Genomic DNA, 25,893 nt, shown 5'->3' with positions numbered 1-25,893 from the left:
ATGTAATTTATCTGTTCTATGAGGATAAAGGGTAGGGGCATCCAAACGAACATTCACGATGAAAACAAAAAGCAGATTCTTAAAGCTTTAAAGAAATTATCAGATAAATGACTGCTAAATCCTCTAGTTCAAGCGATCGCCTGACCGACTCCTATCCAGATATTCTCTTGAATTATGCCCACACTGAACCAGGAAGCATACCAGGAACTTTTGCTATTGACGATCGCGCCAAAGCGCCCGAGATTAACTTAATTGACTATAATAGCGATCTCCATCACTACGGAACTAACTTGACTCCCGAAGAATGTGTGGCTCACCTAAGTACAGAATCGGTTTCTTGGGTTGATGTCGGAGGATTGGGTAATAAGGAAACTTTAGAGAAGCTAGGAGAGGTATTTGAGTTACACCCTTTGATCCTAGCAGACATCGTTAATGTGCCTCAGCGTCCGAAATTGGAAGACTATCAAGATCGATTGGTAATTATTATTCAAATGGTGAATTTTGCTCCTAAAAATCGGGAAATTTGGTTAGAACAAGTGAGCTTTGTTTTAGGGAAAAACTATCTTTTAACGGTGCAAGAAGAACCCCAACAAGATTGTTTCGCTCCAGTACGGGACCGCCTGAGAAAGAATAAAGGGACGATTCGTCAACATAAGGCTGATTATCTAACATATGCTCTGTGGGACACCATTGTTGATGGTTACTTCCCCGTGTTGGAAATGTATGGTGAAAAAATCGAGCAATTGGAAGAACTGGTACTAAATCAACCTACTAAAACAACCTTAGGTAAAATTCATCAAATTAAGCGGGATTTATTGAGTTTGCGTCGTGCTATCTGGCCTCAACGAGATATGCTCAATATGCTAATTAGAGATGGTCATATTCTTATTAGCGATCGCACTTTGCGTTATTTCAAAGATTGTTACGACCACACTATACAAATTATCGATACGATTGAAATTTATCGAGAATTAACTTCTGGACTGATGGATGTTTATCTTTCCTCCGTAAGTAACAAAATGAATGAGGTGATGAAGTTATTAGCAGTCATCTCAACTATTTTTATTCCCTTGACTTTTGTAGCAGGGATTTATGGCATGAATTTTAATACTGATACTTCTCCCTGGAATATGCCAGAGTTAAATTGGTCTTGGGGCTATCCTTTGTGTTTGACTGTGATGCTGGCGATCGCTCTTGTTTTATCTGCTTATTTCTGGCGACGAGGCTGGCTGAATTGAAGATTTATCAATATTTCTAACAACTAGTGATTATCTAGACTGGCAATAAGTAGATAGTTCTACATTGAAGATAATAGGTGCTTTGTAGTACATGTCAACTAGTGCGATCAAGGCAAACTAAAAATATGGTAATTAATTCACTTTTTCTCTCTTCAATATGACTTTTTTAAAAATCTTGTGGAAATTTTCTCGCCCCCATACCATTATTGGTACTAGTCTGAGCGTGTTGGCACTATACTTTATTTCCTTAGCGAGTACTGGTAATGGAGTTACAACCATCAATTTAGAACAGATGTTGGCGGTTTGGTTTGCTTGTATCTGTGGCAATATATATATTGTGGGATTGAATCAACTTTATGATATTGAAATTGATCGTATTAATAAACCCGATCTTCCTTTAGCTTCAGGAGAATTTACTCTTCAACAAGGACAATTAGTTGTAACTATTACGGGGGTTTTGGCTTTACTAATTGCTGGTTTATCGGGAGTTTGGTTATTGGCTACGGTAGCAGTTAGCTTATTAATTGGCTCAGCTTATTCTTTGCCACCAATACGTCTCAAACAGTTTCCTTTTTTTGCTGCTTTTTGTATCCTGACTGTCAGGGGAATTGTAGTTAATATTGGGTTGTTTCTACATTATGGCGATAAGTTAAATAGTAGTGAAGCTTTGAATCCTTATGTGTGGACTTTGACTTTATTTATATTATTATTTACCGTAGCGATCGCCATTTTTAAAGATGTTCCAGACCTCGAAGGGGATAAGCAATATAACATCAATACCTTTACTTTAGTTATCGGCAAACCTGCGGTATTCAATCTCTCTCGTGGAGTAATTTCGGTTTGTTATTTAGGTACGATTGCTGCGGGGTTATTTTGGCTTACTTCTCTCAATCTCAGCTTTTTTGTTACTAGCCATCTTGTGTTATTGGGTTTACTTTGGTGGCGCAGTCGGGATGTTGATCTAGAAGATAAAAGTGCGATCGCCAAGTTTTATCAGTTTATTTGGCAGCTTTTCTTTGTAGAATATTTATTATTTCCGATCGCTTGTTTTGTTTAGTAATTAATAATTAAATATCGACAATTTTTTGAATCAAGTTGGAAATATATTCGGCTTGATTCATAATCATAAAATGCCCGCCCTTTTTAACATTAAAATCTTCGCGCACAAACTTATAGGGAAAAATGCGATCGCTTTCACCGTGAATGTGATAAAGATTTTTTGGTATTAGTTCATTTCTCCAAGTAACAACTTGATGAATTGCCCATTTCACAAATTTGGCATTAGTATCGTATAAAATTGCTCGAAATAGTTTGCGTTCGGCTAAAGTTTCTAAACTAAAAAACCATGCTGCTAATAACTGTCCAAACCACAGTATTATTTTGGCTGGAATTAACCGATAAATCGGCAGCCAACGAAATATTTGAAAATAGAAAGGTACTTCTTTCTGATTCTTGGTACTGGAAATTAAAATAACTTTTTTGGTATCAATTTGTTTGGCTATTTCGATGGCAATTATGCCCCCAAAAGATAAGCCAATTAAGATAGGAGAATTCGAGCTTATCTGCTCTGTTAAACGTCGAGCATAATTATTAATAGTTTCTCCATTTTCTGGTTCTACCCAACGAATATGTATTGGTTGATAGCCTTCTAGCTTTAGCTTTTGAAAAACTCGCTCGTCTGCCCCCAAACCACTAACACAATAGATATCTTGCAGGGCATTTTCTAATTTATCTGGTAATTCTAAATTTAATTCTGACATTCCATTAAAATATTTTAATTAATTCTCAAAAAATGAATTCATCTCCCATCATCCAAAAGAAAGATTTTGATGTTCCTCACGATGGCTATCATTGGAATAATATTACTAATAATTATTTTGAGGGCTGGTATTATCGCCTCACTTTACCAGAAATAAATCAAACTTTTGCCTTCATGTATTCTATTCAAGATCCTTTAGGAAAACAGGCTAATAGTGGTGGTGCGGTACAAATATTAGGCATTGATGAAACTTATCTTTGCCGTGCGATCGCTAATATAGATAAGTTTTTTGCAGCTAGAGATAGTCTTAGTTTCGGACATTGGGGTAAAACCAGTCTGAGAGATAAACCTTTATTGCTATCTCCTGCTAAATTCGATCGCCATATCACCGAAGGATATCAAGCCACAGCCCATCTCAACCAAGGAAGTATTTACGATCCTCTCCACAATGAATACTGTCGTTGGGAATACCAAATCGAGCCTATTTATGGCTGGGGTAACTCTTCCCAACCTCAACAATCAACCGCAGGTTTATTATCCTATTTACCTATCTTTGAACCAGGATGGCAAATTACCTTAGCTCATGGACTAGCTGCGGGATGGATCGAATGGAAAGGAAAACTCTATCAATTTGATAACGCGCCAGCCTATAGCGAGAAAAACTGGGGAGGCTCTTTTCCCTCAAAATGGTTTTGGCTCAATTGTAATAGTTTTGTCGATCAATCCGACTTAGCTATAACTGCGGGAGGAGGTATCAGACAGGTATTGTGGTGGGAAGAAGAGGTTGCTTTAATTGGAATACACTATCGAGGAAAATTTTATGAATTTGCTCCTTGGAATTCTCAAGTAGGCTGGGAGATTGAGCCTTGGGGAAAATGGCAAATGCAAGCCGTATCTTCAGAATTTGAAGTGTCTTTAACAGGGGTAACTGATTCCTTGGGTACTTATGTTCGTACTCCTACCGCTAAAGGATTAGTATTTAATTGTCGCGATACAACTCAAGGACAATTAGATTTAGAATTGCGCGATCGCAATGGCAAGTTAATTATTAAAGCTAATAGTAATTTAGCAGGTTTAGAAGTAGGTGGAGATCCTTGGAATGATATTTGGCGATCAGATGGTAGGGGTGATTGACTAGTCGCCGTCTAATCGCCCTCCCAAGATGATTTTCAACTTGGTATTAGTAGGGATAAAAGTTTAAATCCCAATTGACGTTTGTGAGTTCTATTTGACAGCCACCCAAAGATTAATTGATATAAAACAAATTTTGTTATTTGACGATCAATTAAATCTTGAATCGATATTTTTAGTAGATAAAAACCGATACCATTTATTATTATCTTGCTGAAAAAACCAAAAGGGAGAAAATACCAAATAATCATAAAAAGAGCGATCGCGTACAAATACCGCAAGCCCCAAAATACGAACGAGATCCTACTTTTATTTTCTAAAGGTAACTGCTTTAATATTTCCGTAGTTAGCCAATGATGAGCTTGAATTACTCTTGATGATAGTTGAGAATCTTGCCACAAATCTTGTTGAATTTCTTGGGATATTTGTCCTGCAAAATCAATTTTGCTGCGGACAACAGTTGTTGATAATCCCTGATTGGCAGGAAAATAATTACTAGAAAAAGTTAAAGCAGATTGAGATTTATCGATCTCTAGATCGTCAAAATCATGGACGAACGCGCAATTAATTAAACCGTAGTAGCGTAAATTGGTTAATTGCTGGGGTGAAAGTCTTAAGCTACCCCGTTGATTCCTTATTTGTTCGATTTTATTGATCGTATCTAGATCCAAGTCAAAATAAACCCGAGATGGAATACTTAGCTGACGACTAACTCGATCTTCCTCTATGCGGATACAAGAACTCAAATTGCGATCGCTTTTCATGCTTTCTTTAACTTATTTAACCAAAGACAACATAAACCGAATCATCCCACGCCATTGATGTTCTCCTGCGGTGGTAGACTGTTCGTGGAGTTGCAACAAAAGATTGCGATCGCTTCGATTTAAAATAGCCTGACAATAACGATTAATAATTTTGCCATCCAATTGCAGGGATGTTTGGGCGTAGGTACTATTAGTAATATCATTGGGGATCGAAGAACTAGTCATAATGCGATCGCGTCGATCCAAAGCAATCTTTCTTTGATGTAACTGTTGTAAAGTATTTAAAAAAGAGCGATCGCCAATTAATTTATTAACAGCAGACATAGTTTGATGGCGACTGCTAGGAAGAGGCGGGGGTAGTCTTGTCGCCAAAGTTGACCACTCAGAGTCTTGTCGAGTCAAAACAGGTAAATCGCCCTTAATTTCCTTCACTAAAGTGCGGTTATATAGTTGCGAACTGGGATCTATTAACAACAAACAATAAGTCAGTTCTAATTGACGACGTAATTGCCAATAGTGCGATCGCAAAGATAGGTCGATGTTTGACTGCGCCAAACTCGACCGACTGAGATAATATATACCTTGATATGCCTCCCAAGGTATAAACATCTCGTCCACTATTTCTTCGACGATAACAGTACTAATTTCTACCGCAGTAATATTTTCCCACAAATCGTAATTCATTTACTCTCCAGCAGAAGAAGAAGAATCCCAACTTTTCCAATTTTGAGATTCTTTGATATTGAGTGACTTCAAATTAAATACCTCTGGTTTAACCTCTGGTTCTTCTTCCAACCACTCTCCCCAATCTCCTTGTCCTTGTCCTTGTTCTTGTTGCTCTCGCTCCCCTACAGGCTGTTCTTCAGGCGAATCATCGTCAATATCCGCTAAAGATAACAAATCATTTACCACAGCTTCTTCTTCTTCAAAAGAAGGTAATTGAGGTTCTATATTATCTGTTTCTACTCCCAATTGAGTTTGGAGTTGACGTTTGTTAATTGTTTTACCTGCTTCTAGTGCAGAAGGGGTTTTACTGTATAGCTTGGTTGTTTCAGGCTTTGCGGGTAAAGAATCTCTAGTAACATTAGCTGCAATATCCACCCAACTCGAATTTTGAGTAGACTGCTGTTGTTGGAAAGTAGACATCAATTGAAACATCTTTTGCAGACTAACCAAGTTGTGTTGGATGGTTTGATGTCCTTCTTCAACCTGGCGCATATGAAACTGTTTAATTTCCGAATAGCGATCGCCTGTTAACTTTTCACCAATCTCATTTTCGATTTTTCCTTCAATTAAGTTAATATTGGTGCGTAAATAGTTGTCTGCTCCCGATCTATCGCTATTTACTTGATGTTCCTCTCCCTCAGAAGTAATAATCCTAGTAGTAATGCTCAATTCTGGTGCGTTACTCATTGCCACTAGAAACGCTTCGTTAATATTTCCCGTTCTAATTGCTTGCTTAAAATCTTCTCTAGATGTCATATTCTTAATTTTGTCCCTAATTCTTAATCTCTGCTGTAATCAATCGATATGCCAACGTTGTAATTCCCTGCAAGCAATATTGTCAATCAATTTAAGATCGATTTCAGAATTTAAGTCCAAATAAAATAATCAATGCCAAAAACTAGTAGCGTTATATCCCAACTGTTCAGTCATTTGATAGAGCAAAGGAAGACTCAAGCCAATAACGTTACTATGACAGCCTTCAATCTTGTCCACAAACATACCCCCTTTTCCCTCTAAGGCAAAGCTACCAGCGCAATTTAGAGGTTCTCCTGTGGCAATATAAGCTTCAATGGTGCGATCGCTTATATCGGCAAAATAAACCTTGGTAATACCACAACGAATAATCTGCCTTTGTTGTTTGAGGTCGATCAGAGCATGACCAGTATATATCTTACCCATCTTACCGCGCATTCCTCGCCAACGAGCGATCGCGATTTGAGGAGATTCTGGTTTGCCATAAATGCGATCGTTCACTGTCAAAACAGAATCACAACCCAAAACTAAAGCAGTGCCAAATTTCGGCGCAACGGTTTCCGCCTTACATTTAGCCAAAGTAGTGACCAATTCCTCAGCATCTTCTAGGCGAACTGCATCCTCGTCAAAATCACTTTTACACACAATCGGTTCGATTCCCACCATCCGCAATAATTTTAAACGGGCGGGAGAAGCAGAAGCCAACACAAATTTTAAATCGACAGATGTATTCTTGACACTCATGTAAAATCTTCTTCTTTATGGAGAGAATGACGAACGATAGTTATAACACTCGATTATTTATCATTCATCATTCATCCTTTCACAAGCTATCTTACCGTGAATGATTTGGCTGCAACCTCAAAACTATCTTTCACGCTATCCCAACGTCTTTCAGGAGTAGATAAACTAAAAGTAAAAATCTTACCTCTACTGACAGAAACACTAGCGATATTGTGTCTTTCTTCTTGGTCGGGTAAATTTTCTTCATACTCTAGCAGATAGTAAGTTTTGTCTTTCCCTTGGCGAGATTCCGCACGCAAAAACTCTGCTTCTACATCAGAATTAGGAGCTTTATTAATTGCTTTCAACAGACGATATCCCACTTCAGAAGGAGTTCCCAAATCCTCTAATGTCTTACCATCGGGAACTTCATTAATAATTACGCTCAGATTTTCGGTTCTCTCGACCAAATCGCGAAATACAACATCTACGCTTTTTCGAGCAGATGCACCTAAAGTAACGGGAATCCAGCCATTGGGATATAAAAATTCATATCCTTTACTGGTATTAACATAACTTTGTAATCCACTCACCCCCGCCGAACAACTCGATATGGCTACACTTAGGATAATTAACAATCCAGCAAAGAACGACTTGAACATTTTGATGTTATTACCTCTATCAATTTAAAGTTTTCAATGATTATTATTTTTTACAATTACTCTCTATTGTCTCATGACCGAAGGTAATGGATGCAAGCCAAATAAATACCCCGTGCATCTATCTAAAAACACGGGGTAACTAAAAAAAATACCAAGGGTTTCAATTCAAAAAACTTAGCTAGCACTTGAAGCATAAACTGCAACCGCCATTACTCCACCTATCAAAGCAACGGCTAAAGCACCATAAACTAGATAATTTTTTTTCTCACTAGATGTTGGTTCTTCGGCTGTATACATTTTGGGTTCTCTAGCAAAATTATTTAAGATACCGCCTTCTTCTTCTGTATATGGCATAAATCTTGGTTTCCTCTAATTTTCTTATTTATAAACTTTCATAAATAGTAATCTTATTTATCCAATCTCACAACAAATCTTTACAGTTTATGGAAAATCTCACTATATTTGGATTTTACTTCGAGCCGATCTGAAGTTTGATTTTGTTATCATCGGAAGTCGCCGATATTTCTTCATAGCTTAGTTTTAAGAGCATATTGGGCTTGAGTGCTATCGAACCAGAAGCAATCAAACCGTTACCATAAGAACTAGAACCGTAACCCAAATTTATCGACCATAAATGTTTATGGGGGGAGATCTTCTTGTCAGATTCTAGTTTAGTCCCCCACACGGCAAATTGATTTTCATTTTGTTTGAGTGGGTTTATTTCATGCTTGATAAAAGCGGAACATTGAAACCCGAAAGTTTCTGACTCGATGAGTTCTAGATCGAGTTGGGAAGTACTTTTCTTTTGAGTGCTACTATGGGCAAACTTCAAACCACCAATTTCTGATTTTAGTTTCCACTGTAAGTTGTTATTGCCGTCTAAAGCAGCCTTAGCCGAAATAGACATATATTCGCTCTTGAGAGCTACTTTAATGCCCGTACTTAAAGTTTCTTGCTTGCTGTTACCATCTGCGATTAAGCTTAACCCCGAAATAATTTTCCAGTTAGCGTCAAATTTGTCTTTATCTTCGTCATGATAGTAATTGACCACAAAACTATCTGTGGGTTGAAAACGTAGATGAGAGCGAAAATCTACTCCTCCAGATTCCTTTGATAGCAAAGAAACAGTAGTCTTGAGAGGAAAGCGATCGCTATCATGGGTGAGTTGAGTAAAACCAACTAATAAATCTTCGTAAATAAATCCCGTTCCTACAGTTACATTCTCTCCAATCCCATGATGATAGGAAATAGCACCGCGAAATTTTTCAAATTCTCTAGAAGTATCCGTTTCTTTGGCTAAATTTTCATTTCCCCCTCCCGAAACAGTTAACATAGAATTTCCTGCGGGAAGACTGGGGGCTAGATTGGTATAGTTTAGTTTGGCTAAATCTAACTTTTGCTTGGGTTGATTGTTATTGCCCCAATGTTCGATCGTAGTAACACCCCAATATTTTTTCTGACTTTTACTCTGCCAAAATGTATTTTGAAAACCCAAAATCAGATCTCCTTGTCCGTCTCGATAGGTATAAGGAAGTTTCTCCAACTTTCTATCTTGACTGAGATTTAAGCTAAAGCGATCGCGAAAAATAATTTCTGCGGATCGATCGACTGAAAAGCCAAATTCTTGTGATTTCTTGACCGTAAAAATGCGATCGACTAAGTTAATAATCTGTGGCACTATGGGCAGTTTATCTGATGATAAAAGTTTCGCCGAGATAATTGGGGATGGAGGTAGGTTTAGCTCTCCTGGATTTATTGTTTGAGATTGAGCATAGACCGAATTAGCGCAACTAAGACAGCCTAAAATGCTGCCAAAGAGGACGTTTGCTACAATGGCTTTCATTCATGTATGGGGGGGGAATTAAGTACTAAGTCAAATTTGTAAGTTGTGTAACTACCTAGGACTACTTATGTAACAAGTGTCTTATCGAGTTTTTTACTTTCTATACCATTCTATTGTCAGGCTTTTCTATTTGCCAATGATAAAGATCCGATGAAGATTGGCGATTTATATGGTAAAGATAAGATGAATTAAATACCAAACCACCATCAAAACCTTGAAATACCTTCCCAGTTGTTTTGGGACAGGCTGATTATCTTCAAAAAATTAAACAGATAAACAAATGAAAACATTTTTAGCTGCTTTGCTCTTTGGCTTGGGAATCGTTAATGGATTGGGCGATCGAGTTCGAGCAGAAAATGCCGATACTGCACCAGATGAGTTAACCAAAATTATCTTTGAGATCGAAGATGCTGCCAACAATCGCGATCTCGATAAAGTTCTGGACTACTACAGCGAAGATTTCACCAATTCTGATGGTTTGAGCGTTGATTCTCTAGCTGAAGGGCTAGAACAGATGTGGCAAAACTATCCTCAACTTAAATACACCACTGAGATAGTATCTTGGTCTAAAGAAGAAGATTTATTAGTAGCAGAAACTATCACCACCATTAAAGGAGTTCAAAAGACTAAAGGTCGAGTTACCCGTTTAAATTCAACGATTAAATCTCGTCAATATTTTGAAGATGATCAGTTAGTAAATCAAGATATTTTGACAGAACAATCTCAATTAAAATCTGGAGATAATCCCCCTAAGGTAGAAATTGTAGCTCCAGAAGTTGTGCAAACAGGCGAGCAATATAATTTTGATTTAATTGTTGACGAACCACTCGAAGAAAAGATTTTATTAGGGGCAATTAAAGAAGAAAAAACTGCTAGTAATCTGTATCTTAACCCGACTGTTTTAGAACTAGAACCTTTGCCAGCAGGAGGGATTTATAAAACTGCCACTGCTCCTCTTTTACCTGATAGTAATTGGGTTTCAGCAATTTTAGTCCGTGGAGATGGAATTACAATGATTACTCACAGAGTTAATATGGAAGACTCTTTAGATAAAACTAAGAAGTAGTCATTAGTTATTAGTTATTAGTTGTCTTGTAACCAAGATTGGCAAAACAGCTAATAGCCAAACAAAATATTAACTTAAATAATTACTCGATCAAGTATGAGTATGGTAATAAAATAACAAACAGTTCGCGATCGCCGAATATTTTGATACGACCAAATAATTCATCTAAACGTTGTCATATACGTCACAAGCCTTGGCTAAAACGTCGTTTTCGCCTCACCTATCTAAAACTATTAAGATTGCGCGATCGCCCTGAAAAAGTAGCTAAAGGTTTGGCTATAGGGGTATTTGCAGGATGTTTTCCTTTCCTGGGCTTGCAAAGTTTGATCGGCATTTGTTTGGCTACTCTATTGCGGGGTAGCAAGGTAGCTGCGATCGCAGCGACTTGGATTAGCAATCCCCTAACCTACGTACCAATTTTTATCTTTAATTATAAGATTGGTAAGTTGCTCTTAGGCACAAAAGATACCCCCTTATTCCTCGGTCCCAATTCTTTCACTGCATTTAAAGAATTGGGACCGAGGTTTGTCATTACCTTACTGACGGGTTGCTTTGTGGTGGGGTCAATTCTATCTTTTATTACTTATTTTTATAGCCTGGCAATTTTGGAACGTTTGCGTACTCGTCGCAAGTAGATTTTTAACTAATTAACAACATACTAATGGTGGCATCAAACGGCAAATCACTTGTTTTAATACCATTGCCGTCCAGTCTATATCCTCTTGGGTAGTATCTTTGCCCAAAGTTAACCGAATTCCTCTTTTGGCAGCATCTGTATCGTATCCCATCGCTAATAAAATAGGACTGGGGTTGAGCTTGCCACTATGACAGGCAGAACCCGCACTGATTCCAATACCAGCTAAGTTTAACTGTCTGACGATGGTTTTACCCGTAACATCTGGGGCTTTCTTGGCAAAGCGATCGCTTAAGATTAAGCTGACGTGATGAGGTAAACGATATAATCTGTCTCCTGTAGTTGACAAACAAGGGTAGTCTGCTAATAGGTCGAACAAGCGATCTCGTAAACCCCGCAAGCGACTGGCTTCTGTTTTCATTTCCTCTGCTGCCAACTCTGCTGCAACTCCTAAGGCGGCGATCGTCGATACAGCCTGAGTTCCCGATCTCATTTTGGCTTCTTGTCCGCCACCGCCCAATAATGGTAAAAGTTTGATTCCCGTGCGGATATATAATGCTCCTGCGCCCTGGATGCCATAAATTTTATGAGAGGAAAGGGATAATAAATCTATGCCTAATTGTTCTACGTCGATGGGCAAACGCCCTGCTACCTGAACCGCATCAGTATGAAATAAACAGCCTTGTTCCTTGGCGATCTTTGCCAGTCTTTCAATGGGTTGAAGCGTGCCGACTTCGCTTTGTCCGTAGATAATTGAAACTAAGACTGTATTTTTTTGTAAAGCAGCCTGTAAATCCAAGGGATTAACCCGACCATATTGGTTGACGGGCAATCTTGTTACTTGCCATCCCCACTGTTCTAGTAGTTTAGCTGGTTCGTTAATCGCCGAATGCTCGATGCTAGAGATAATTAGATGTTGGGGACTGGAATACTGTCTGGCAACCCCTAGAATGGCTAAATTATTAGCTTCTGTTCCGCCAGAGGTAAAGACAATTGATTCGGGGTTGAAGGCATTCAAGAGTCCAGCCACTTGTATTCGAGCTGTTTCTAAAACTATAGCCGATCTATTGCCCCAGTCATGAAGACTAGAAGGATTACCCCACTGTTGTTGTAACACAGTTTGGGCTATGGCGATCGCTTCCGTGCGGGGTTTGGTTGTCGCACTATTATCTAAATAAATTTGCATATAGTTATAGTCATTGAAATTAAATATATTTACTTATTTAATTTATTTTAGATCCTTCCTGGCTTTACCACGTTGTAGTCTTCATGAGAAACCACTGCTTCTGGAGATAAAGATTGACCGCGATCGCGACACAATAAACGATAACTGCGGTTAATTGGAATGCTAATCACAAAACGGTTGTGGCGCAATCTTTTACCGCGAAATTGACGATAATTAGGTTCTTTTGCTAGCTGTTGAATAATGTATCTAGATTTAAGCACGACATTTTTAGGTAAATTTCGGAGGTCGATCGAATCGCGATCGAAACTTACTTCCCAATCTCGTTTTAGTTTTTGCTTTTGTTCGATAACAGCATTTGCTTGAATGCACTTATGACAAATTCGACCAAAACCTTTATGACCACAGGAAAACTTTTTTTTTCGCCTCACCACGACTGAATAACCTCACCTTGATTAATATCCTATTTAATGTCCGTATAATTCCCTCAGTTTTAGATAATCAACTATTATTGAATCTCTAAGATTATTCAATAATCTCATAGCTTTGTACGTTAATAGCACCTTTTTAAATATGAAAGATAAATTTAAGAAATTTTATTAACTTAACAAAAATTTTGTAAGTATTATTACTTGAAACAAAATTATTACTTAAAAATATTGCAGCAATTGCGACAAAATAGGGGATTCATGTCGCAAAATATATAGAGCAATCACCAGATGGAGTAAGAAAAATGCTGTCATACGCCTTAGCGATCTCCGTAGCCTTAAGTAGTTTAGTATTATTTTCAACCGCGTTTTTGATGTCGGACATTCATCGCAAAGATGATTTTTTGTGGAGTGGAGTAGGGCTATTTTATGCTTTAGTACTATGGTTTTGTGCGAGAAACATTACTGGTGCAGTATTGTTAGGACAAGCATCCGCATCAATCTTGTTAGTTTCTTTTTGTTGGCAAACTCTCAAACTAAGAAAAGCGATCGCCAATCCAGAACGGGCAACACAAATTAATAATTTTTCTGTTTTACAAGCAGTTAATGGTTTATTAAAACGCAAAAAATCCCAAACCCAAGGAAATATTACACCTCCTGTAGCCCAAACTCCTGCCAAGATAACAGAATCTGAAATATCTATTCCCGATCAAGTTTCGACTAAAGCCAAATCATCTAAATTTAAAAGTGATATTTCTCAAACCAAGCCAAATAAATCTAAAGCATTTGGTAAGTTTTTTGGCGGTAAGAAACAAGCAACTATTACTAATACAAAGCTTGAAGAAATATTAGATGAACCCGAAATCAATACTGTAGAGAAAAAAGAGCCAGAATCTAAAATCACAGCTCGACCTCCAGAAGAAAAGCCTCAAGCAACTGTTACAGAAGAAGTAGCGAATCCTCAACCCCAAGAGATAGTAAATCCTGACAAAAAAGAGCAAGTTATTGAAGAAATAAAATCGATTAAAACAGAAATAGAAATGCCTTCTATTGAAAGTCTCCCTGAAAAATCATCTCTAGTAGAAACAACAACAACGAATACAGATTTATCAGAAAATATTACTCAAGATGAACCAAAATCAGACTTAGAAAAAACTCCTACTGAAATAGTCTCAGAAGTTCAAGTCTCAGAATCTTCAAAGAGTGTTTCTGCTTTAGATTCTCTGGAAACGGTTGAAGTAGCAGAAGTATTAGAAGCAGTCCCCGAAAACATATCTAGCGAAAAAAACTCATATCGATCTGAAATTATCGAAGTAGATCCTACAGAAATTGATGATAATTCAGACCGAGAAAAAACATAAATAGAAATTATAGTTATCGAGCGAGCAAAAAATATATTGCAAATAATTACCTCATATTATTTTGCTCGTTTAGATTTAGTTATTAATCAAGAGTTTGTTATTTTATGACTGCTCATCGTAGCCCAATAAGTAATATCATCATTAGTTATTTTTTTGTTTGCTTTTTGTGAGTTATTTTTTTGTTCCAGGTTGCGTAATTGAGAAGGGAACAAATTCTGAAGAAAGAAATTGACAGTATCGGGTTTAATCAAGCCTTGTTGAACGGCAGTATCTCCAAAACGAAGAGAATATCTATGTTGTTCTAGGAGAATAGCTTTAATATCCTGCTCGCTTAGTAAACCCGCTTTTTGTAAATAAAATCCAATAGGATGTTCTATTCTTTGATTGACTAACTTAAACCATTCTTGTACAAAAAAATCTGCCGTGTTTTGTTTAATCCATCCTCGTACTGCTAGTATCTCTCCGAGTCGCATATCTTGATAATAAGTTTGATCTCGAAGGGCTACCTCTAACTGGGGATTGGTAATTAAACCAGCCTCTTGCAAAATTTCTCCTATAGGTTTAAAAGTAATAAATTTAGACATACTAAATATTTTTAAAAATAGTAAATTTCAAAGATTTTATTAATTAGAGCCATCCTCTTAGTTATTGAGATAAATAGAATGATGTTCCATATGATCCTTTATAAAGCTACTAATCATAAAATAGCTGTGATCGTATCCTGTTTGCCAGCGTAAATTTAATTTTTGGTTTGCTTTTTTACTAGCCGTTGCAAAATTTTCTGGCAGTAGTTGTTTCTGCTGATAAAAAGTATCCTCAGTACCTTGATCTATCATAATTGTAGATTTTAGTTGAGTTTGCTCAATCAGTTTAGTCGCATCATACTCAGCCCACTTACTTTTATCTTCACCTAAGTAAGCAGTAAAAAGTTTATCGCCCCAGGGACAATTTATGGGTGCTGCAATAGGTGCAAACGCTGATACTGATAAATATTGCTCAGGATTTTTTAAAGCACAAATTAAGGCTCCATGTCCTCCCATAGAATGTCCAAAAATACTTTGTTTATCTGCTTGTACGGGAAAATTCTGAATAATCAATGCTGGTAATTCTTTGGTGATATAGGTATACATTTGATAATGTTTTTGCCAAGGTTTGACTGTTGCATCGACATAAAAGCCCGCACCACTTCCAAGATCCCAGCTTTCATCTTCTCCTGGTATTCCTGTATTTCGAGGGCTAGTATCGGGCGCAACCAACATAATTCCCAACTCAGCAGCATATTGTTGTGCGCCAGCTTTGGTCATAAAATTTTCTTCAGTACAAGTCAAACCAGAAAGATAATAAAGAATAGGTACTGATTTTAATTGAGCCTGAGGCGGAAGATAAACTGCAAAACTCATTTCACAATCGCAACTGGCTGAATAATGACTATAATATGCTACTGTTCCATCAAAACAGCGATATTCTGACTTGGGACGAAGAGTATTGGACACGATATCTCTGTAGATCTGTAGAGTTTAACTGCCCCTAAATCATAAACTAGAACTAAGACCTTGAGCTAGTTGGGCAAATGCAGATCTAAAAAAGAAGTAAGCATCCCAAATAATATAGCTATACAATGCTATCAGTGCTACAGTGATAGTTAATTTTTTGGCAGTAGCTATGCCTTGACTTACGTAAGCCAACCAATAAATTACAAAAGGAGTGGTTAAATAACAAAAGAAACCATACCCTAAAGACTTTAAAATTATTTCAATCAATTGATAATCAACACTTTGAGATATTCGTAAAATAATAGACAAGGAAAGCATACCAGCAATAAACTGTACGATGCTGTTTTTGAGCAGTAAAGATAAAATACCTTTGTTATCCTGAGAATTTTTCATTATTTAAAAACTAACTTTCTGACATCTTGTTGAGATCGAGAAGTTTGTATTATCTAAAATTACTATTCTGTGATTATACTTAGGTATTTATGTTTATTCTTTAAAGAATTTAAAAAGTTGGACTGCAAAATCATGTAGATATCATGTAGTTCTTTGTTAAACCTTTAATTTCCATCAAAAAAGCCGAACTAAAAAAGCTGGTTGCTTCTTAAATTCGGCTAAGCAAGATTAAAATGATCTCGAAATAAACTGCGATCGCGATTTAAAGGTTGTTAAATATTGTTGCTAGTAGATTCAATTCCTTGAGTACATACCGCACAAGAACAACCCAAACTGTCTGATAGAAAATGATTGGGCTGACAATCAAATACCAAAGAAGGGCTAACTACATTCAAACTAACTAATGATGATTGCGATCGCGCAGTAGTTAAAATAGAAGTATTATCTATTTGAGGTGCAGCCACGGTAATATTAGCCACTAACATTACAGCTACAAAGGTTGCAGAAGAAGCCAAAAGACGGAGTAAGTTTTTAATCATAAAAAATCTTATTTAGCTAATAATTGTATATTGAATAGTTTAACCAATTACATAGCAATACGTCTCGACTCTACAATCGCGATTTACATATCATACTAAATACTTAAAAGCTTATGATGCACGGCTTTATCCCTCCCCAACGCTATTTCCCTTATTTAACCTGGAAAGAAATAGCGGATATGCCAAACAAAAAAAATATAGTAATTATTCAACCCATCGGCGCGATCGAACAACACGGGCTTCATTTACCTATTGCAGTTGATTCTGCCATAAGTTTGGGAGTATTGGGTAAAGCACTTTCTCAACTAGATTCGAGCATTCCTGCTTATGCCTTGCCTTGTCTTTATTATGGCAAGTCTAACGAGCATGATGGTTTTCCTGGCACAATCACCCTTAGTGCCACCACCTTGTTGTCTGTTATTAAAGAAATGGCGGTAAGTATTTATCGTGCGGGTTTTCGCAAGCTGGTATTAATGAATTCTCATGGCGGACAACCACAAATTATGGAAATAGCAGCCAGAGATCTGCATCAAGAACATCCAGATTTCGCCGTATTTCCTTTTTTCACCTGGCGCGTACCCAATATCATAGGAGAAATGTTGACTCCTCAAGAGCGAGAATATGGCATTCATGCAGGAGATGCCGAAACTAGTATTATGCTTTCTTTGTTGCCAGAACAAGTCAAAATGGAACGAGCAATCAAAGAATATCCCCAGGGTTTGCCAGAAGATAGTTTGTTAGATATGGAAGGTAAACTACCTTTTGCTTGGCTAACTAGAGAATTAAGCCAAAGTGGAGTTATGGGAGATCCTACCATCGCTACTCAAGAAAAAGGCGATCGCATTTTGCAATCAGTCGCTGATGGTTGGGTGGAAGTAATTCAAGATGTTTATCAGTTCAAACAACCCCAATTCAAGCAATAAGCAAAAACTCTTAATTATCAATTGTTAGTTGATAACTGTCAGCATCGCAATGTTGCTGAATAACGGCATAACAATCTTCTACCGAAGATCTTTGTTTCATAGCTTCGACTAAAGCCTCATAAGATTGTTGGTGTCTGGTTAAGAGGTTAGTTGCCTGTAGCTGCGCCCAACGTTCTTTTTGACCATAGCCAACTTCGGGTAAACCTGCCATGTTTAAAGCTTGTCTTAGCTGTTCTCGATCTTCTGCACCGCCTTGAGAGTCGCCATATACCATTTTTTCGGCTGCTACTCCCGCCATCCAAACCGTGCAAAAACGATCTAGTGTCAGACGCATTTCTTGAATGTTAAAGGGTTTGTTGGTTAAGGTTGCGCTCTCAAAAGCTACTCCCCCAAGTCCCAAACGTCCCTGTTTAATCATTTCCCAGGCGGTTAGAGTGTAGCCAGTAATGGGAATACCTAAAAAATATGCTGTCAAAAAATGTCCTGCTTCGTGGCTAATGATACGTTGGCGTTGTTCCCTCGAAGCAAATAAATCTAGTAATAAAGAAACTCCTCGACTATTCCAACTCAAAGTATCAGCTGTTGCCAAACTTAAAATTCCAAAAGTGAGTGCAGCAGGAACAACAGGAGGGATATTGAAAATTGGTCCTAATAATGATGTCATAGTCATCAAGAAGATTCCTATAGCAATTAGATTTAAAGCAGTTTGGGGCATTATAAATATACTTTTTTAAATGTTTAGATATATTAAGTATATTTATTTTAGCTAACCTCCAATAAATTTCTTTTTACCTAACTTAGCTTTTCCTGTTGGGGCAACTTATTGGTTTTTGGCAACAGCTTTTTTCCCAGAGTTATTTAATCCCAAAGTCGACCAGAAAATTTTTCTTCGCATTAATAAAACCAAAGTACCGCTGAGAATCGCTACCAATGTGCGGACATAATCAATGGTATTGATATTAAATGTTCGTAGATAGTGAGGCCCTACTAATATAGTATGGATAACTGCTAAAGCCAAAGCAGGAACTGTTAATAAATGAATTTGTCGCCATCTTTTGCCCAATTTGCGTTGAAAAAACTGAAAGCTAGTGATGGCTGCGGGAGTCATCGCTAACAAAGATATAATGCCGATAATGACACCCAATTTACTCCGAGGAGATAGAGCCAACATCTTGCTCAAATCTAGGTCTAATACTTGGAAGGTGGCATAAAAAGCATGGGCTACCGCAGCAGCAAAAGCAAAAATACCGATCGCTCGACGATGTTGCAAGGGCCAACTCCACCAAGCCTTAATTGGGCGAGCAACCAAGGATAGCATCAAGAAAAACAATCCTGCGTGTGCCAAATGATGACCCATGCCATTGGTTCGAGACAATACTATCACTGAAATTATAATCGTTAACCAATCTCCATATTGAAATAATGGCTTTTGCAATTTTGGTTTTGCTTTTTCAGTTCTCTTTTTAATCAGTTTGGGCTGTTCTGGATTTAACGAAGCATCAATAGTACAAATTTGTTGGGGAAGTACTTTGGAACTAATTGATGGAAGACTTTGAAAATTTTTTGCCAACCTATCAACAATGCCAGGGGCAAAGTGAGAAGCCCCCCGATGTACTGAACGAACCGCCGAAGCCAAATCTTGAGAGATCGCATTTTTGAGAAGATAACCTTTTGCTCCAGCAGCGATCGCTTTTAAAATTAGGGGATCGTCTTCAAACCCGCTCAGAACAATCGTTTTTATCTCAGGAAATAATCTGGATATTTCTTTGGTAGTTTCAATTCCATCCATTACAGGCATGACGATATCTACCAAAACTATATCGGGATGGCGATCGCTATTTTGGATTTTAGAGATCGCTTGTTTGCCATTTTCGGCAAATCCCACAATTTTGATATCTTCATCCATAGCAAACATTGCCTGCAAGCCTTCATGAATTATTTTTAGGTCATCAACAACCAACACACTAATCATGATTGAAATTACTCCAGTAACTTTAAGTAATATTTAGATTTTTTGCTTTACCAAGTTTTCTCGGAAAATTCTTATCTTTTCTTAAGAATATTCTCATGTTTTTAACAGTATCGGATTATTGTTAAGAAATAGTAAAAATCATTTAGTTATTAATTATCGATCTAGATATAAATATAAATAGACAAAAAAAAGCTGTCCGATATAGATTTATAGGTCAGACAGTTGTGTTTTTAATATATTATCTGTGTTTAACTATAATCTTGTTAATCCATAGTAATTATCGATAATGATTATTTTTTAGTAAGAAATATAGCTCAGTATAACCGCCTATTTCAAGAGTACAAGTCAGTAATTATTAATTATTTAGAAATTGAATTAATGAGCCTATTTGTAACAGTTTTATGGATTATCTTTGTTTTCATTAGTATTTTGGAGCGGACTATTTTCCCGATCGTTGTTAGGAATAGGTGACGCACTTTCGGTATTATTGGGATTTGTCTCGGTAGTATTATTAGCGGGGCTATTTTCAGGACGGCGAATTTCAGGAGGAGGAATAACGAAGAAAGCTGCGGCTGCCATTGCCAAGCTAGCAAAACCAATACCTACAGGAGTCAATCGTTCGGAAAGAGATTGTTCTGGTTTACGATAGCGTTTGCTAATAGACTGCAATTCTAGAGTCATAGATGGCAAGGTAGTACGATCTGCATGAAAGCGATCGATCGCATCTACCAAGTCAAACAATTCTATGGTGGTCAAATTAAGTTCTATTCTCTCTTCATCGCCACTAGCTGATGGTTCGAGGATTAAACGATGAAGATGGTTATCAGTTTTGGTAATAGTGATGTGGGGATATTCGCCACCGTCTTTTGGCGGTTGGGAGATACCACTGAGAAACTCTTGAGCATATCTACTGACGGCACGAGACAAATTTTCGAGAAAAACACTACCGCCACTGAGGGTTTGATTGGAAGTGAGAAAATTACATTCGGCGTTAATTAAAATGGACATAGGAGATTGACCGTCTAAAATATCAACATTTTCTATGTCGGTATCTTCTAATCCTTCCAAAACCAAATTACAATTGGGCAAAACGTATTGTCGCTTAATATTCATAATTTATGTCACTTCTCCGTCAAACAAACTAAACCAAACTCTTTCCATTCCTCTTGCTCCAGTACAAAATAATAGTTTATTCAACAGCGATAAAGCTAATTCGTTTAACTGTTCTTCTGAGGCAATATAGGCTGATACTTTAGCACGGCGCGAGTTCATTCGACTACGGAAATGGGCGCGAAATCTTTCCAAATATTCTGAAAGACGAAAATGATTTTCCAGGGGTAAATTTTTTTCACGCATTTGTTGTTCTGCCAACAATAATTGCCTAATATTAACCATGAGGTCTTTGGCTCGATAACCCGCAATAATTACCAATGCTTTTGCTTGTTCGAGGGTCAAGTCGTCTCTCGTATAAGAACGTCGCCAAGGATTGCTACAGCGCAAACGCCAAAGATTGACGCGGTGTTTGATAATTTCCTCCATATTTAGTTGTCTTGCCATTGCCAACATTTGTTCCGATCCGCCCAATTCTAAGGCTTCTAATGCGAGCAAAAGCAAATCAATTTGTTGTTGAGTACGAGGAGAACAATTCTTAGTAGGAAGAGATATATCTGGTAGAGTATTTAAAATTGATGTTGAATTATTTCCTGGAGAAGGAAAGTCGGATTCTAAACTTGCAGGTTGGCTCATCATAAAATCAAATCGATATTTTAGTTATAAATATTATTCCCTGTCGAGGATAACAAATTAATCTCTGGTGCTATGATGCCACAGCTATCTAATATAAGAACTAATCTAATCTAAAATACCGCTGTTTGTTTATGGAACTTAAATCTTTAATTCGAGATATTACCGATTTTCCCCAGCCAGGAATCTTATTTCGAGATATTACTACCCTGATTGGTAATCCCCAGGGTTTGCGCCATACTATCGATTTGCTGGACGAGAAATGTCGCAGTGCTAATCTTATTCCAGATTATATAGTCGGCATGGAATCGCGGGGATTTATTTTTGCTACGCCCTTGGCTTATCAATTAAATGCAGGATTTGTACCGATACGTAAGCCAGGAAAACTGCCCGCACCAGTATATTCTGTTTCTTATGACTTAGAATATGGCACAGATAGCTTAGAAATTCATCAAGATGCGATCGCTCCTCAATCGAAAGTATTAATCGTAGACGATTTATTAGCTACAGGGGGAACAGCCCAAGCGACAGTCGAGCTTCTCCACAAAATTGAGGCTCAAATTATTGGTTGTGCTTTTGCGATCGAACTGATCGCTTTAAAAGGTCGAGAAAAACTGCCTAACATACCAATTATTAGTCTAATAGAATACTAAAACTACTTAGTATTTATAGCTTGTAGAATAAATCGAACGAGAATCAAAATGGAATCAATCTCCAAAATTCAACAGTTGCAACATAATCTAATTAAGCGATCGATTAGGATGTTGCTCTACTAAAGTTAGTTGACAAAACTACTGTCATAGCGACAATAGCGAGTATAGAATCATCCATATTTTGTAATGGGATAATTCCCTTAACTAGTTGCAGTTGCAGTGGTAATAATAGTTACCATCTTCTGAGATGAAAAAAATCCTAAAACTAAAGGAGTGAGGAGTGGGTAAGAAAAATCAATTTATTAAAACCATAGGAATAGGGACTATTGCTGCATTGAGCAATGCAATTTTGGTTGTGGCAGAGGAAACACCACATTTTAGTTCCAATTTATCTAATTTAAACTTCAAGTCCCCAGTTATAGCTCAATCGACAGGTAGCACCCAAGATATTATAAAACCAGCCCAAACGCCCATAAGTAATACAGAAAAACTCAACCCCAGTGCCAATCCTTTGTCGTTTCCGACTCAAGCTGATGAAGTCGAAGTTGATACTCAAAAGCCAATTACCCTAAAACAAGCGATCGAGCTATCTTTGAAAAATAATAAAGACGTAGAAGCTGCCAGAATTCAAGTAGAACAATCGGAGGCAGCATTAACAGAAGCTCGTGCTGCTATTTTTCCTACTTTGGACTTAACTAGTGGATTGAGTTATGGTAATAGTGCTTTTTTAGATAGCCAAATCGAACAAAGTATCGAATCCCGCACGGAAGACAATTTGTCAGCAAATCCCCTTCTTTCTGAGGAAGAGGCAAGACAAGCAGCCGAAAATAGTTTCACTAATAGTAGCTCTAGTAGTTTCAACTTCAACTCTGGAGTATCATTGAGCTACAATATCTATAATGGAGGTCGTAGAGGTGCTGCAATTCGTGCTTCTCAAAAGCAACTACGCTCTTCGGAACTAGATTTAGAAACAGTTGTCGAACAAATAAGATTTGAAACCGCTAGAGATTATTACAACCTGCAAAATAGCGATGCTCAGGTAGAAATTGAAAAAGCATCGGTACAAGATGCCCAACAAACTCTTAAAGATGCTCAACTATTAGAAAAAGCAGGTTTGGGGACTAGGTTTGATGTTTTGCGAGCAGAAGTGGAATTGGCTCAGGCACAACAAAGGTTGAGTACTGCCATTGCAAACCAAAATATATCTCGCCGACAATTAGCAGAAACTCTCAGCGTTTCTCATAGTACGGAGTTATCCACCGCAGATACCATCGAAGAAGCTGGTACTTGGGAACTTTCTTTATCAGAGAGTATCGTACAAGCATTTAAAAACCGTGCTGAGTTGGAACAGTTGCTAATTCAAAGAGAAATTGGTGCAGAACAACGAACAATTGCTTTATCTAATGTAAGACCTAGTGTTAGTGCCGATGCTAGCTATAATCTTAATGAAGATTTTGAAGACGATTTTGATATTAGCGATCAATATAGCGTCGGTTTAAACTTGAATTGGAGATTATTTGATGGTGGTGCTGCTCGTGCTGCTGCCAAACAATCTGAAAAAGATATTGAAATTGCAGAGACTCAGTTTGCCAATCAACGCAATCAAATTCGTTTTGCTGTAGAACAAGCTTTTTATGGTCTAGAATCTAACCAGAAAAATATTGGCACAGCGACGAAAGAAGTAGAATTGGCAGAAGAAAGTTTGCGTTTGGCAAGACTGCGATTTCAAGCAGGAGTCGGAACTCAAACTGATGTAATTGACGCTCAAACTCAGCTAACTACGGCTCGCGGTAACTTACTTTCTTCGATTATTGATTACAATCAGTCTTATGTTGATTTGCAACGACAGGTTTCTAATACCCCCGACAATGGTTTGCAAGACTTGCCTTAGTAGTAATTAAATAATCAGTAGTTTAAGAGGGATGGTTTTATAGAAGGGATAAAACGGCAAAATTGGCATTGGACGTGGTGGTGTTTTTGTCTTAGTGTCTTCATATTTCCTCTGTTTCCTGCAATGGGAGCAGTAGGATTTTTTGTCTTGAGTCTCAAGATTTGGCAACTGAATTATCAACAAATCATTGTTAGTCGTCTCAATCAATGTTGGGGAATATTGACTATCTTATTGATCGCTAGTTCGGTTTTTGCCGAGTATTCTCAAGCAGCTTGGTTGGGTATGGCTAACTTGATTCCTTTTTTTTGGTTATTTATTGCTTTGCAAGAATTGCTGAAGCAACCAATTCAACTCAAACAATTGTCTTGGATTTTGATTCTTCCTTCTTTGCCCGTTGTCTTGCTGGGTTTTGCTCAATTATATTTAGCTTGGGAGACTCCATCTTGGGTGGAGTCTATTTTTGGCTGGGAGCTAGTCTCTGGAGGAGTGCCAGAGGAAAGAATGTCTTCTGTCTTTATTTATACTAATTTCTTAGCTATTTATTTGGCGATCGCTTTTATTTTAGCTTTAGGATTGTGGTTGGATAGTTGGCTAACTCGGCGACAAACATCCCAACTCAAACAAGCTAGAATTTTGTGGATCTTGAGTGCAATTTTGTTAGCAGATATTAGCGGTTTAGTGCTTACTAGCTCTCGCAACGCCTGGGGATTGGCTGTAATTAGTTTTATGGCTTATGGGGTGTTTATGGGTTGGCAGTGGCTAATTTGGGCGGTTACAGGGGCAGCTACGACTATTCTCTGGGCTTCCTTTGTGCCTCATTTTGGGGGTATGCAACTCAGAAAAATTGTTCCTCCTTTTTTTTGGGCGAGACTTGCGGATCGAGCCTATGTTCGCCCTGTGGAAACTCTACGTATTACTCAATGGCAATTTTGCTGGGATTTAATTCAAGAAAGACCTTTTTTAGGCTGGGGTTTGCGGAACTTTTCCCCTTTATATGAGGCAAAAATGAATTACTGGTTTGGGCATCCCCATAATTTGTTTTTGATGCTTGGTGCGGAGACAGGAATTATTTTTGTTTTATTGTTGATCGGTATTGTGGGTTTGATTATGTATCGAGCAATTATGATGCTAATTAATTGGAAAAGCGATCGCTTTAAAATAATTTATTTTAGTTATTTGGTGGCTTTTTCTTGTTGCATTTTATTTAATTTGCTTGATGTCACTATTTTTGATTTCCGAGTTAATACTATTATCTGGATTTTATTGGCTGCTATTGCAGGAACAGTTCGTTCTCAAGGACACATTCTGTAAGGGCGAACAGCAATTCGCCTGGCTGCCTGACACATTTATTTAAACGAAGCTAAATATTTGAACATTTTACTTCTGAAATTCGGGTGAACCAAATAGCATCATAGTACTCTCTCCGCTTCTTTTTTGAGGCGAAACAGGGTTGGATATTTTGAGAAAAAAGAGGTATGGGAGCAAATAAATCACGACCTTTATGCAAGACTCCTTTAAGCCACCTAATACCAATCTTAAGATAACTAAGACCACGCTCCCAATGAGGATCGACTCGTTGTCGAAGTCCGTTCAATTGAACTGCCATACCATGAGCAGTGGCGAACAAAAGAGTCAGAGCTACCACTAAATATAACCGTTCGAGAGCTTGGGGTTGGCGAATTTTAGATTCTTCTAACTGAAACGCTCCAGATTTAGAATCGAGAAATAACTCTTCAATACGAAATCTCAACGCATATTGCCATAGAGTTTGCAGAGTCGGCTCTTCGTCCGTAATAACAGCCCAAGGCTCTTTGACACCTTTAACATTCGCCAGGACAAAGTTGCTGCGACATTTTCCATCGAGCCAAAGTCCGATATAATGTGAGCGATGGAGTGACTTAATGCCTTTGATGACTTGGCAACTCTGGTTAGCGAAAGATTTGGTCGAAGAGCATCATCTACTTTTGGGGGTGACAATCATCTGAAAAGCCCTTTTAAACTAAGGTCTACAAGTT

The 25,893-nt window shown here is 37.7% G+C and carries 29 protein-coding genes; 10 read left to right on the top strand and 19 right to left on the bottom strand.

Going from position 1 to position 25,893, the window contains the following annotated elements:
* Window positions 1-107 precede the first annotated feature (107 nt).
* Window positions 108-1,238, top strand: a complete 1,131-nt coding sequence (gene corA / locus I4641_RS06015; RefSeq protein WP_229639570.1) for a magnesium/cobalt transporter CorA — start codon at window positions 108-110, stop codon at window positions 1,236-1,238.
* 157 nt (window positions 1,239-1,395) lie between these two features.
* Window positions 1,396-2,295, top strand: a complete 900-nt coding sequence (locus tag I4641_RS06010; RefSeq protein ID WP_229639569.1) for a homogentisate phytyltransferase — start codon at window positions 1,396-1,398, stop codon at window positions 2,293-2,295.
* 10 nt (window positions 2,296-2,305) lie between these two features.
* Here the strand turns inward: I4641_RS06010 and I4641_RS06005 are convergent, their stop codons facing one another.
* Window positions 2,306-2,998: an alpha/beta hydrolase gene (locus I4641_RS06005; protein ID WP_229639568.1), complete on the bottom strand. Its 693-nt coding sequence runs from the start codon at window positions 2,996-2,998 to the stop codon at window positions 2,306-2,308.
* 32 nt (window positions 2,999-3,030) lie between these two features.
* Here I4641_RS06005 and I4641_RS06000 point away from each other — a divergent pair, with 32 nt between their 5' ends.
* On the top strand, window positions 3,031-4,131 hold the full coding sequence (locus I4641_RS06000; RefSeq protein ID WP_229639567.1) for a tocopherol cyclase family protein: 1,101 nt from the start codon (window positions 3,031-3,033) through the stop codon (window positions 4,129-4,131).
* Window positions 4,132-4,166: 35 nt separating this feature from the next.
* Here I4641_RS06000 and I4641_RS05995 read toward each other — a convergent pair whose 3' ends face one another.
* From I4641_RS05995 to I4641_RS05965, 7 genes are all read right to left on the bottom strand, one after another.
* The gene (locus I4641_RS05995) at window positions 4,167-4,892 is read right to left on the bottom strand and encodes a hypothetical protein (protein ID WP_229639566.1); all 726 of its coding nucleotides are present in this window, start codon (window positions 4,890-4,892) and stop codon (window positions 4,167-4,169) included.
* Between the two features lie 12 nt (window positions 4,893-4,904).
* On the bottom strand, window positions 4,905-5,576 hold the full coding sequence (locus I4641_RS05990) for a DUF8581 family protein (RefSeq protein WP_229639565.1): 672 nt from the start codon (window positions 5,574-5,576) through the stop codon (window positions 4,905-4,907).
* The gene (locus tag I4641_RS05985) at window positions 5,577-6,374 is read right to left on the bottom strand and encodes a hypothetical protein (protein ID WP_229639564.1); all 798 of its coding nucleotides are present in this window, start codon (window positions 6,372-6,374) and stop codon (window positions 5,577-5,579) included. It lies immediately after the preceding gene.
* Between the two features lie 129 nt (window positions 6,375-6,503).
* The gene (locus I4641_RS05980; protein WP_229639563.1) at window positions 6,504-7,115 is read right to left on the bottom strand and encodes a Maf family protein; all 612 of its coding nucleotides are present in this window, start codon (window positions 7,113-7,115) and stop codon (window positions 6,504-6,506) included.
* A gap of 86 nt (window positions 7,116-7,201) precedes the next feature.
* On the bottom strand, window positions 7,202-7,756 hold the full coding sequence (gene psbP / locus I4641_RS05975; protein ID WP_229639562.1) for a photosystem II reaction center PsbP: 555 nt from the start codon (window positions 7,754-7,756) through the stop codon (window positions 7,202-7,204).
* Between the two features lie 174 nt (window positions 7,757-7,930).
* Window positions 7,931-8,110: a photosystem II assembly protein Psb34 gene (psb34, locus tag I4641_RS05970; RefSeq protein ID WP_229639561.1), complete on the bottom strand. Its 180-nt coding sequence runs from the start codon at window positions 8,108-8,110 to the stop codon at window positions 7,931-7,933.
* A 115-nt stretch (window positions 8,111-8,225) separates the two neighbouring features.
* The gene (locus I4641_RS05965; protein ID WP_229639560.1) at window positions 8,226-9,599 is read right to left on the bottom strand and encodes a hypothetical protein; all 1,374 of its coding nucleotides are present in this window, start codon (window positions 9,597-9,599) and stop codon (window positions 8,226-8,228) included.
* Between the two features lie 280 nt (window positions 9,600-9,879).
* Between I4641_RS05965 and I4641_RS05960 the strand changes: the two genes are divergently transcribed.
* Both I4641_RS05960 and I4641_RS05955 read left to right on the top strand, forming a co-directional pair.
* Window positions 9,880-10,665 (top strand): DUF8623 domain-containing protein, encoded by a 786-nt coding sequence (locus I4641_RS05960; protein ID WP_229639559.1) that lies wholly within the window; start codon window positions 9,880-9,882, stop codon window positions 10,663-10,665.
* Between the two features lie 38 nt (window positions 10,666-10,703).
* Entirely contained in the window at window positions 10,704-11,300 is a 597-nt protein-coding gene (locus tag I4641_RS05955; RefSeq protein WP_229639558.1) for a DUF2062 domain-containing protein, read from the top strand.
* 12 nt (window positions 11,301-11,312) lie between these two features.
* Here the strand turns inward: I4641_RS05955 and I4641_RS05950 are convergent, their stop codons facing one another.
* Entirely contained in the window at window positions 11,313-12,485 is a 1,173-nt protein-coding gene (locus tag I4641_RS05950; RefSeq protein WP_229639557.1) for a cysteine desulfurase family protein, read from the bottom strand.
* Between the two features lie 47 nt (window positions 12,486-12,532).
* Window positions 12,533-12,916, bottom strand: coding sequence for a DUF7682 family zinc-binding protein (locus I4641_RS05945; protein WP_229639556.1), 384 nt, complete (start codon window positions 12,914-12,916; stop codon window positions 12,533-12,535).
* Between the two features lie 299 nt (window positions 12,917-13,215).
* On the opposite strand from I4641_RS05945, the gene I4641_RS05940 reads away from it, so the two are divergent.
* Window positions 13,216-14,271 (top strand): Ycf66 family protein, encoded by a 1,056-nt coding sequence (locus tag I4641_RS05940; protein WP_229639555.1) that lies wholly within the window; start codon window positions 13,216-13,218, stop codon window positions 14,269-14,271.
* 86 nt (window positions 14,272-14,357) lie between these two features.
* Here I4641_RS05940 and I4641_RS05935 read toward each other — a convergent pair whose 3' ends face one another.
* The 4 genes from I4641_RS05935 to I4641_RS05920 form a co-directional block, all read right to left on the bottom strand.
* Window positions 14,358-14,855: a cyclic di-GMP-binding domain-containing protein, MshE-related gene (locus I4641_RS05935; RefSeq protein ID WP_229639554.1), complete on the bottom strand. Its 498-nt coding sequence runs from the start codon at window positions 14,853-14,855 to the stop codon at window positions 14,358-14,360.
* 57 nt (window positions 14,856-14,912) lie between these two features.
* A complete protein-coding gene (fghA, locus tag I4641_RS05930; RefSeq protein ID WP_229639553.1) occupies window positions 14,913-15,764 on the bottom strand; it encodes an S-formylglutathione hydrolase in 852 nt (283 codons plus the stop codon).
* Window positions 15,765-15,803: 39 nt separating this feature from the next.
* Window positions 15,804-16,157: a hypothetical protein gene (locus I4641_RS05925; protein WP_229639552.1), complete on the bottom strand. Its 354-nt coding sequence runs from the start codon at window positions 16,155-16,157 to the stop codon at window positions 15,804-15,806.
* Window positions 16,158-16,429: 272 nt separating this feature from the next.
* Window positions 16,430-16,696, bottom strand: a complete 267-nt coding sequence (locus I4641_RS05920; RefSeq protein ID WP_229639551.1) for a hypothetical protein — start codon at window positions 16,694-16,696, stop codon at window positions 16,430-16,432.
* 113 nt (window positions 16,697-16,809) lie between these two features.
* Here I4641_RS05920 and I4641_RS05915 point away from each other — a divergent pair, with 113 nt between their 5' ends.
* Window positions 16,810-17,619, top strand: a complete 810-nt coding sequence (locus tag I4641_RS05915; RefSeq protein WP_229639550.1) for a creatininase family protein — start codon at window positions 16,810-16,812, stop codon at window positions 17,617-17,619.
* Window positions 17,620-17,629: 10 nt separating this feature from the next.
* Here I4641_RS05915 and I4641_RS05910 read toward each other — a convergent pair whose 3' ends face one another.
* From I4641_RS05910 to I4641_RS05895, 4 genes are all read right to left on the bottom strand, one after another.
* Window positions 17,630-18,334: an ATP-dependent Zn protease gene (locus I4641_RS05910; RefSeq protein WP_229639549.1), complete on the bottom strand. Its 705-nt coding sequence runs from the start codon at window positions 18,332-18,334 to the stop codon at window positions 17,630-17,632.
* Between the two features lie 105 nt (window positions 18,335-18,439).
* Window positions 18,440-19,591 carry a response regulator gene (locus I4641_RS05905; RefSeq protein WP_229639548.1) on the bottom strand — a complete coding sequence of 384 codons (1,152 nt, stop codon included), beginning with the start codon at window positions 19,589-19,591 and terminating at the stop codon, window positions 18,440-18,442.
* A gap of 399 nt (window positions 19,592-19,990) precedes the next feature.
* Window positions 19,991-20,704: a DUF4335 domain-containing protein gene (locus I4641_RS05900; RefSeq protein WP_229639547.1), complete on the bottom strand. Its 714-nt coding sequence runs from the start codon at window positions 20,702-20,704 to the stop codon at window positions 19,991-19,993.
* Between the two features lie 3 nt (window positions 20,705-20,707).
* On the bottom strand, window positions 20,708-21,337 hold the full coding sequence (locus I4641_RS05895) for a DUF3038 domain-containing protein (protein ID WP_369426730.1): 630 nt from the start codon (window positions 21,335-21,337) through the stop codon (window positions 20,708-20,710).
* Window positions 21,338-21,468: 131 nt separating this feature from the next.
* Between I4641_RS05895 and I4641_RS05890 the strand changes: the two genes are divergently transcribed.
* The 3 genes from I4641_RS05890 (at window position 21,469) to I4641_RS05880 (ending at window position 25,189) form a co-directional block, all read left to right on the top strand.
* Complete coding sequence (locus I4641_RS05890; protein WP_229639545.1) at window positions 21,469-21,987, top strand: adenine phosphoribosyltransferase; 519 nt, start codon at window positions 21,469-21,471, stop codon at window positions 21,985-21,987.
* Window positions 21,988-22,267: 280 nt separating this feature from the next.
* Window positions 22,268-23,878, top strand: coding sequence for a TolC family protein (locus I4641_RS05885; RefSeq protein ID WP_229639544.1), 1,611 nt, complete (start codon window positions 22,268-22,270; stop codon window positions 23,876-23,878).
* Window positions 23,879-24,001: 123 nt separating this feature from the next.
* Entirely contained in the window at window positions 24,002-25,189 is a 1,188-nt protein-coding gene (locus I4641_RS05880; protein ID WP_229639543.1) for an O-antigen ligase family protein, read from the top strand.
* A gap of 49 nt (window positions 25,190-25,238) precedes the next feature.
* On the opposite strand, the gene I4641_RS05875 is transcribed toward I4641_RS05880, so the two are convergent.
* Window positions 25,239-25,628: a hypothetical protein gene (locus I4641_RS05875; RefSeq protein WP_229639542.1), complete on the bottom strand. Its 390-nt coding sequence runs from the start codon at window positions 25,626-25,628 to the stop codon at window positions 25,239-25,241.
* Window positions 25,629-25,893: the final 265 nt, after the last annotated feature.

It is taken from the genome of Waterburya agarophytonicola KI4 (assembly GCF_020640915.1).
Taxonomy (GTDB): Bacteria; Cyanobacteriota; Cyanobacteriia; order Cyanobacteriales; family Xenococcaceae; genus Waterburya; species Waterburya agarophytonicola.
The sequence above is the reverse complement of the archived record's forward strand: the minus strand, read 5'-3'. Positions and strand labels throughout refer to the sequence as shown.

Bases quoted from the DNA above. Each gene is read 5' to 3' on its own strand.
- psbP (WP_229639562.1), bottom strand. From the start codon at position 7,756: ATGTTCAAGTCGTTCTTTGCTGGATTGTTAATTATCCTAAGTGTAGCC.
- I4641_RS05960 (WP_229639559.1), top strand. From the start codon at position 9,880: ATGAAAACATTTTTAGCTGCTTTGCTCTTTGGCTTGGGAATCGTTAAT.
- I4641_RS05890 (WP_229639545.1), top strand. From the start codon at position 21,469: ATGGAACTTAAATCTTTAATTCGAGATATTACCGATTTTCCCCAGCCA.
- I4641_RS05920 (WP_229639551.1), bottom strand. From the start codon at position 16,696: ATGATTAAAAACTTACTCCGTCTTTTGGCTTCTTCTGCAACCTTTGTA.
- I4641_RS05980 (WP_229639563.1), bottom strand. From the start codon at position 7,115: ATGAGTGTCAAGAATACATCTGTCGATTTAAAATTTGTGTTGGCTTCT.
- I4641_RS05880 (WP_229639543.1), top strand. From the start codon at position 24,002: ATGGGAGCAGTAGGATTTTTTGTCTTGAGTCTCAAGATTTGGCAACTG.
- I4641_RS05995 (WP_229639566.1), bottom strand. From the start codon at position 4,892: ATGAAAAGCGATCGCAATTTGAGTTCTTGTATCCGCATAGAGGAAGAT.
- I4641_RS05910 (WP_229639549.1), bottom strand. From the start codon at position 18,334: ATGCCCCAAACTGCTTTAAATCTAATTGCTATAGGAATCTTCTTGATG.
- I4641_RS05965 (WP_229639560.1), bottom strand. From the start codon at position 9,599: ATGAAAGCCATTGTAGCAAACGTCCTCTTTGGCAGCATTTTAGGCTGT.
- I4641_RS05925 (WP_229639552.1), bottom strand. From the start codon at position 16,157: ATGAAAAATTCTCAGGATAACAAAGGTATTTTATCTTTACTGCTCAAA.
- corA (WP_229639570.1), top strand. From the start codon at position 108: ATGACTGCTAAATCCTCTAGTTCAAGCGATCGCCTGACCGACTCCTAT.
- I4641_RS05950 (WP_229639557.1), bottom strand. From the start codon at position 12,485: ATGCAAATTTATTTAGATAATAGTGCGACAACCAAACCCCGCACGGAA.
- I4641_RS05990 (WP_229639565.1), bottom strand. From the start codon at position 5,576: ATGAATTACGATTTGTGGGAAAATATTACTGCGGTAGAAATTAGTACT.
- I4641_RS06010 (WP_229639569.1), top strand. From the start codon at position 1,396: ATGACTTTTTTAAAAATCTTGTGGAAATTTTCTCGCCCCCATACCATT.
- I4641_RS05985 (WP_229639564.1), bottom strand. From the start codon at position 6,374: ATGACATCTAGAGAAGATTTTAAGCAAGCAATTAGAACGGGAAATATT.
- I4641_RS05905 (WP_229639548.1), bottom strand. From the start codon at position 19,591: ATGATTAGTGTGTTGGTTGTTGATGACCTAAAAATAATTCATGAAGGC.
- I4641_RS05940 (WP_229639555.1), top strand. From the start codon at position 13,216: ATGCTGTCATACGCCTTAGCGATCTCCGTAGCCTTAAGTAGTTTAGTA.
- I4641_RS05915 (WP_229639550.1), top strand. From the start codon at position 16,810: ATGATGCACGGCTTTATCCCTCCCCAACGCTATTTCCCTTATTTAACC.
- I4641_RS05900 (WP_229639547.1), bottom strand. From the start codon at position 20,704: ATGAATATTAAGCGACAATACGTTTTGCCCAATTGTAATTTGGTTTTG.
- I4641_RS05895 (WP_369426730.1), bottom strand. From the start codon at position 21,337: ATGAGCCAACCTGCAAGTTTAGAATCCGACTTTCCTTCTCCAGGAAAT.
- I4641_RS06005 (WP_229639568.1), bottom strand. From the start codon at position 2,998: ATGTCAGAATTAAATTTAGAATTACCAGATAAATTAGAAAATGCCCTG.
- I4641_RS06000 (WP_229639567.1), top strand. From the start codon at position 3,031: ATGAATTCATCTCCCATCATCCAAAAGAAAGATTTTGATGTTCCTCAC.
- psb34 (WP_229639561.1), bottom strand. From the start codon at position 8,110: ATGCCATATACAGAAGAAGAAGGCGGTATCTTAAATAATTTTGCTAGA.
- I4641_RS05935 (WP_229639554.1), bottom strand. From the start codon at position 14,855: ATGTCTAAATTTATTACTTTTAAACCTATAGGAGAAATTTTGCAAGAG.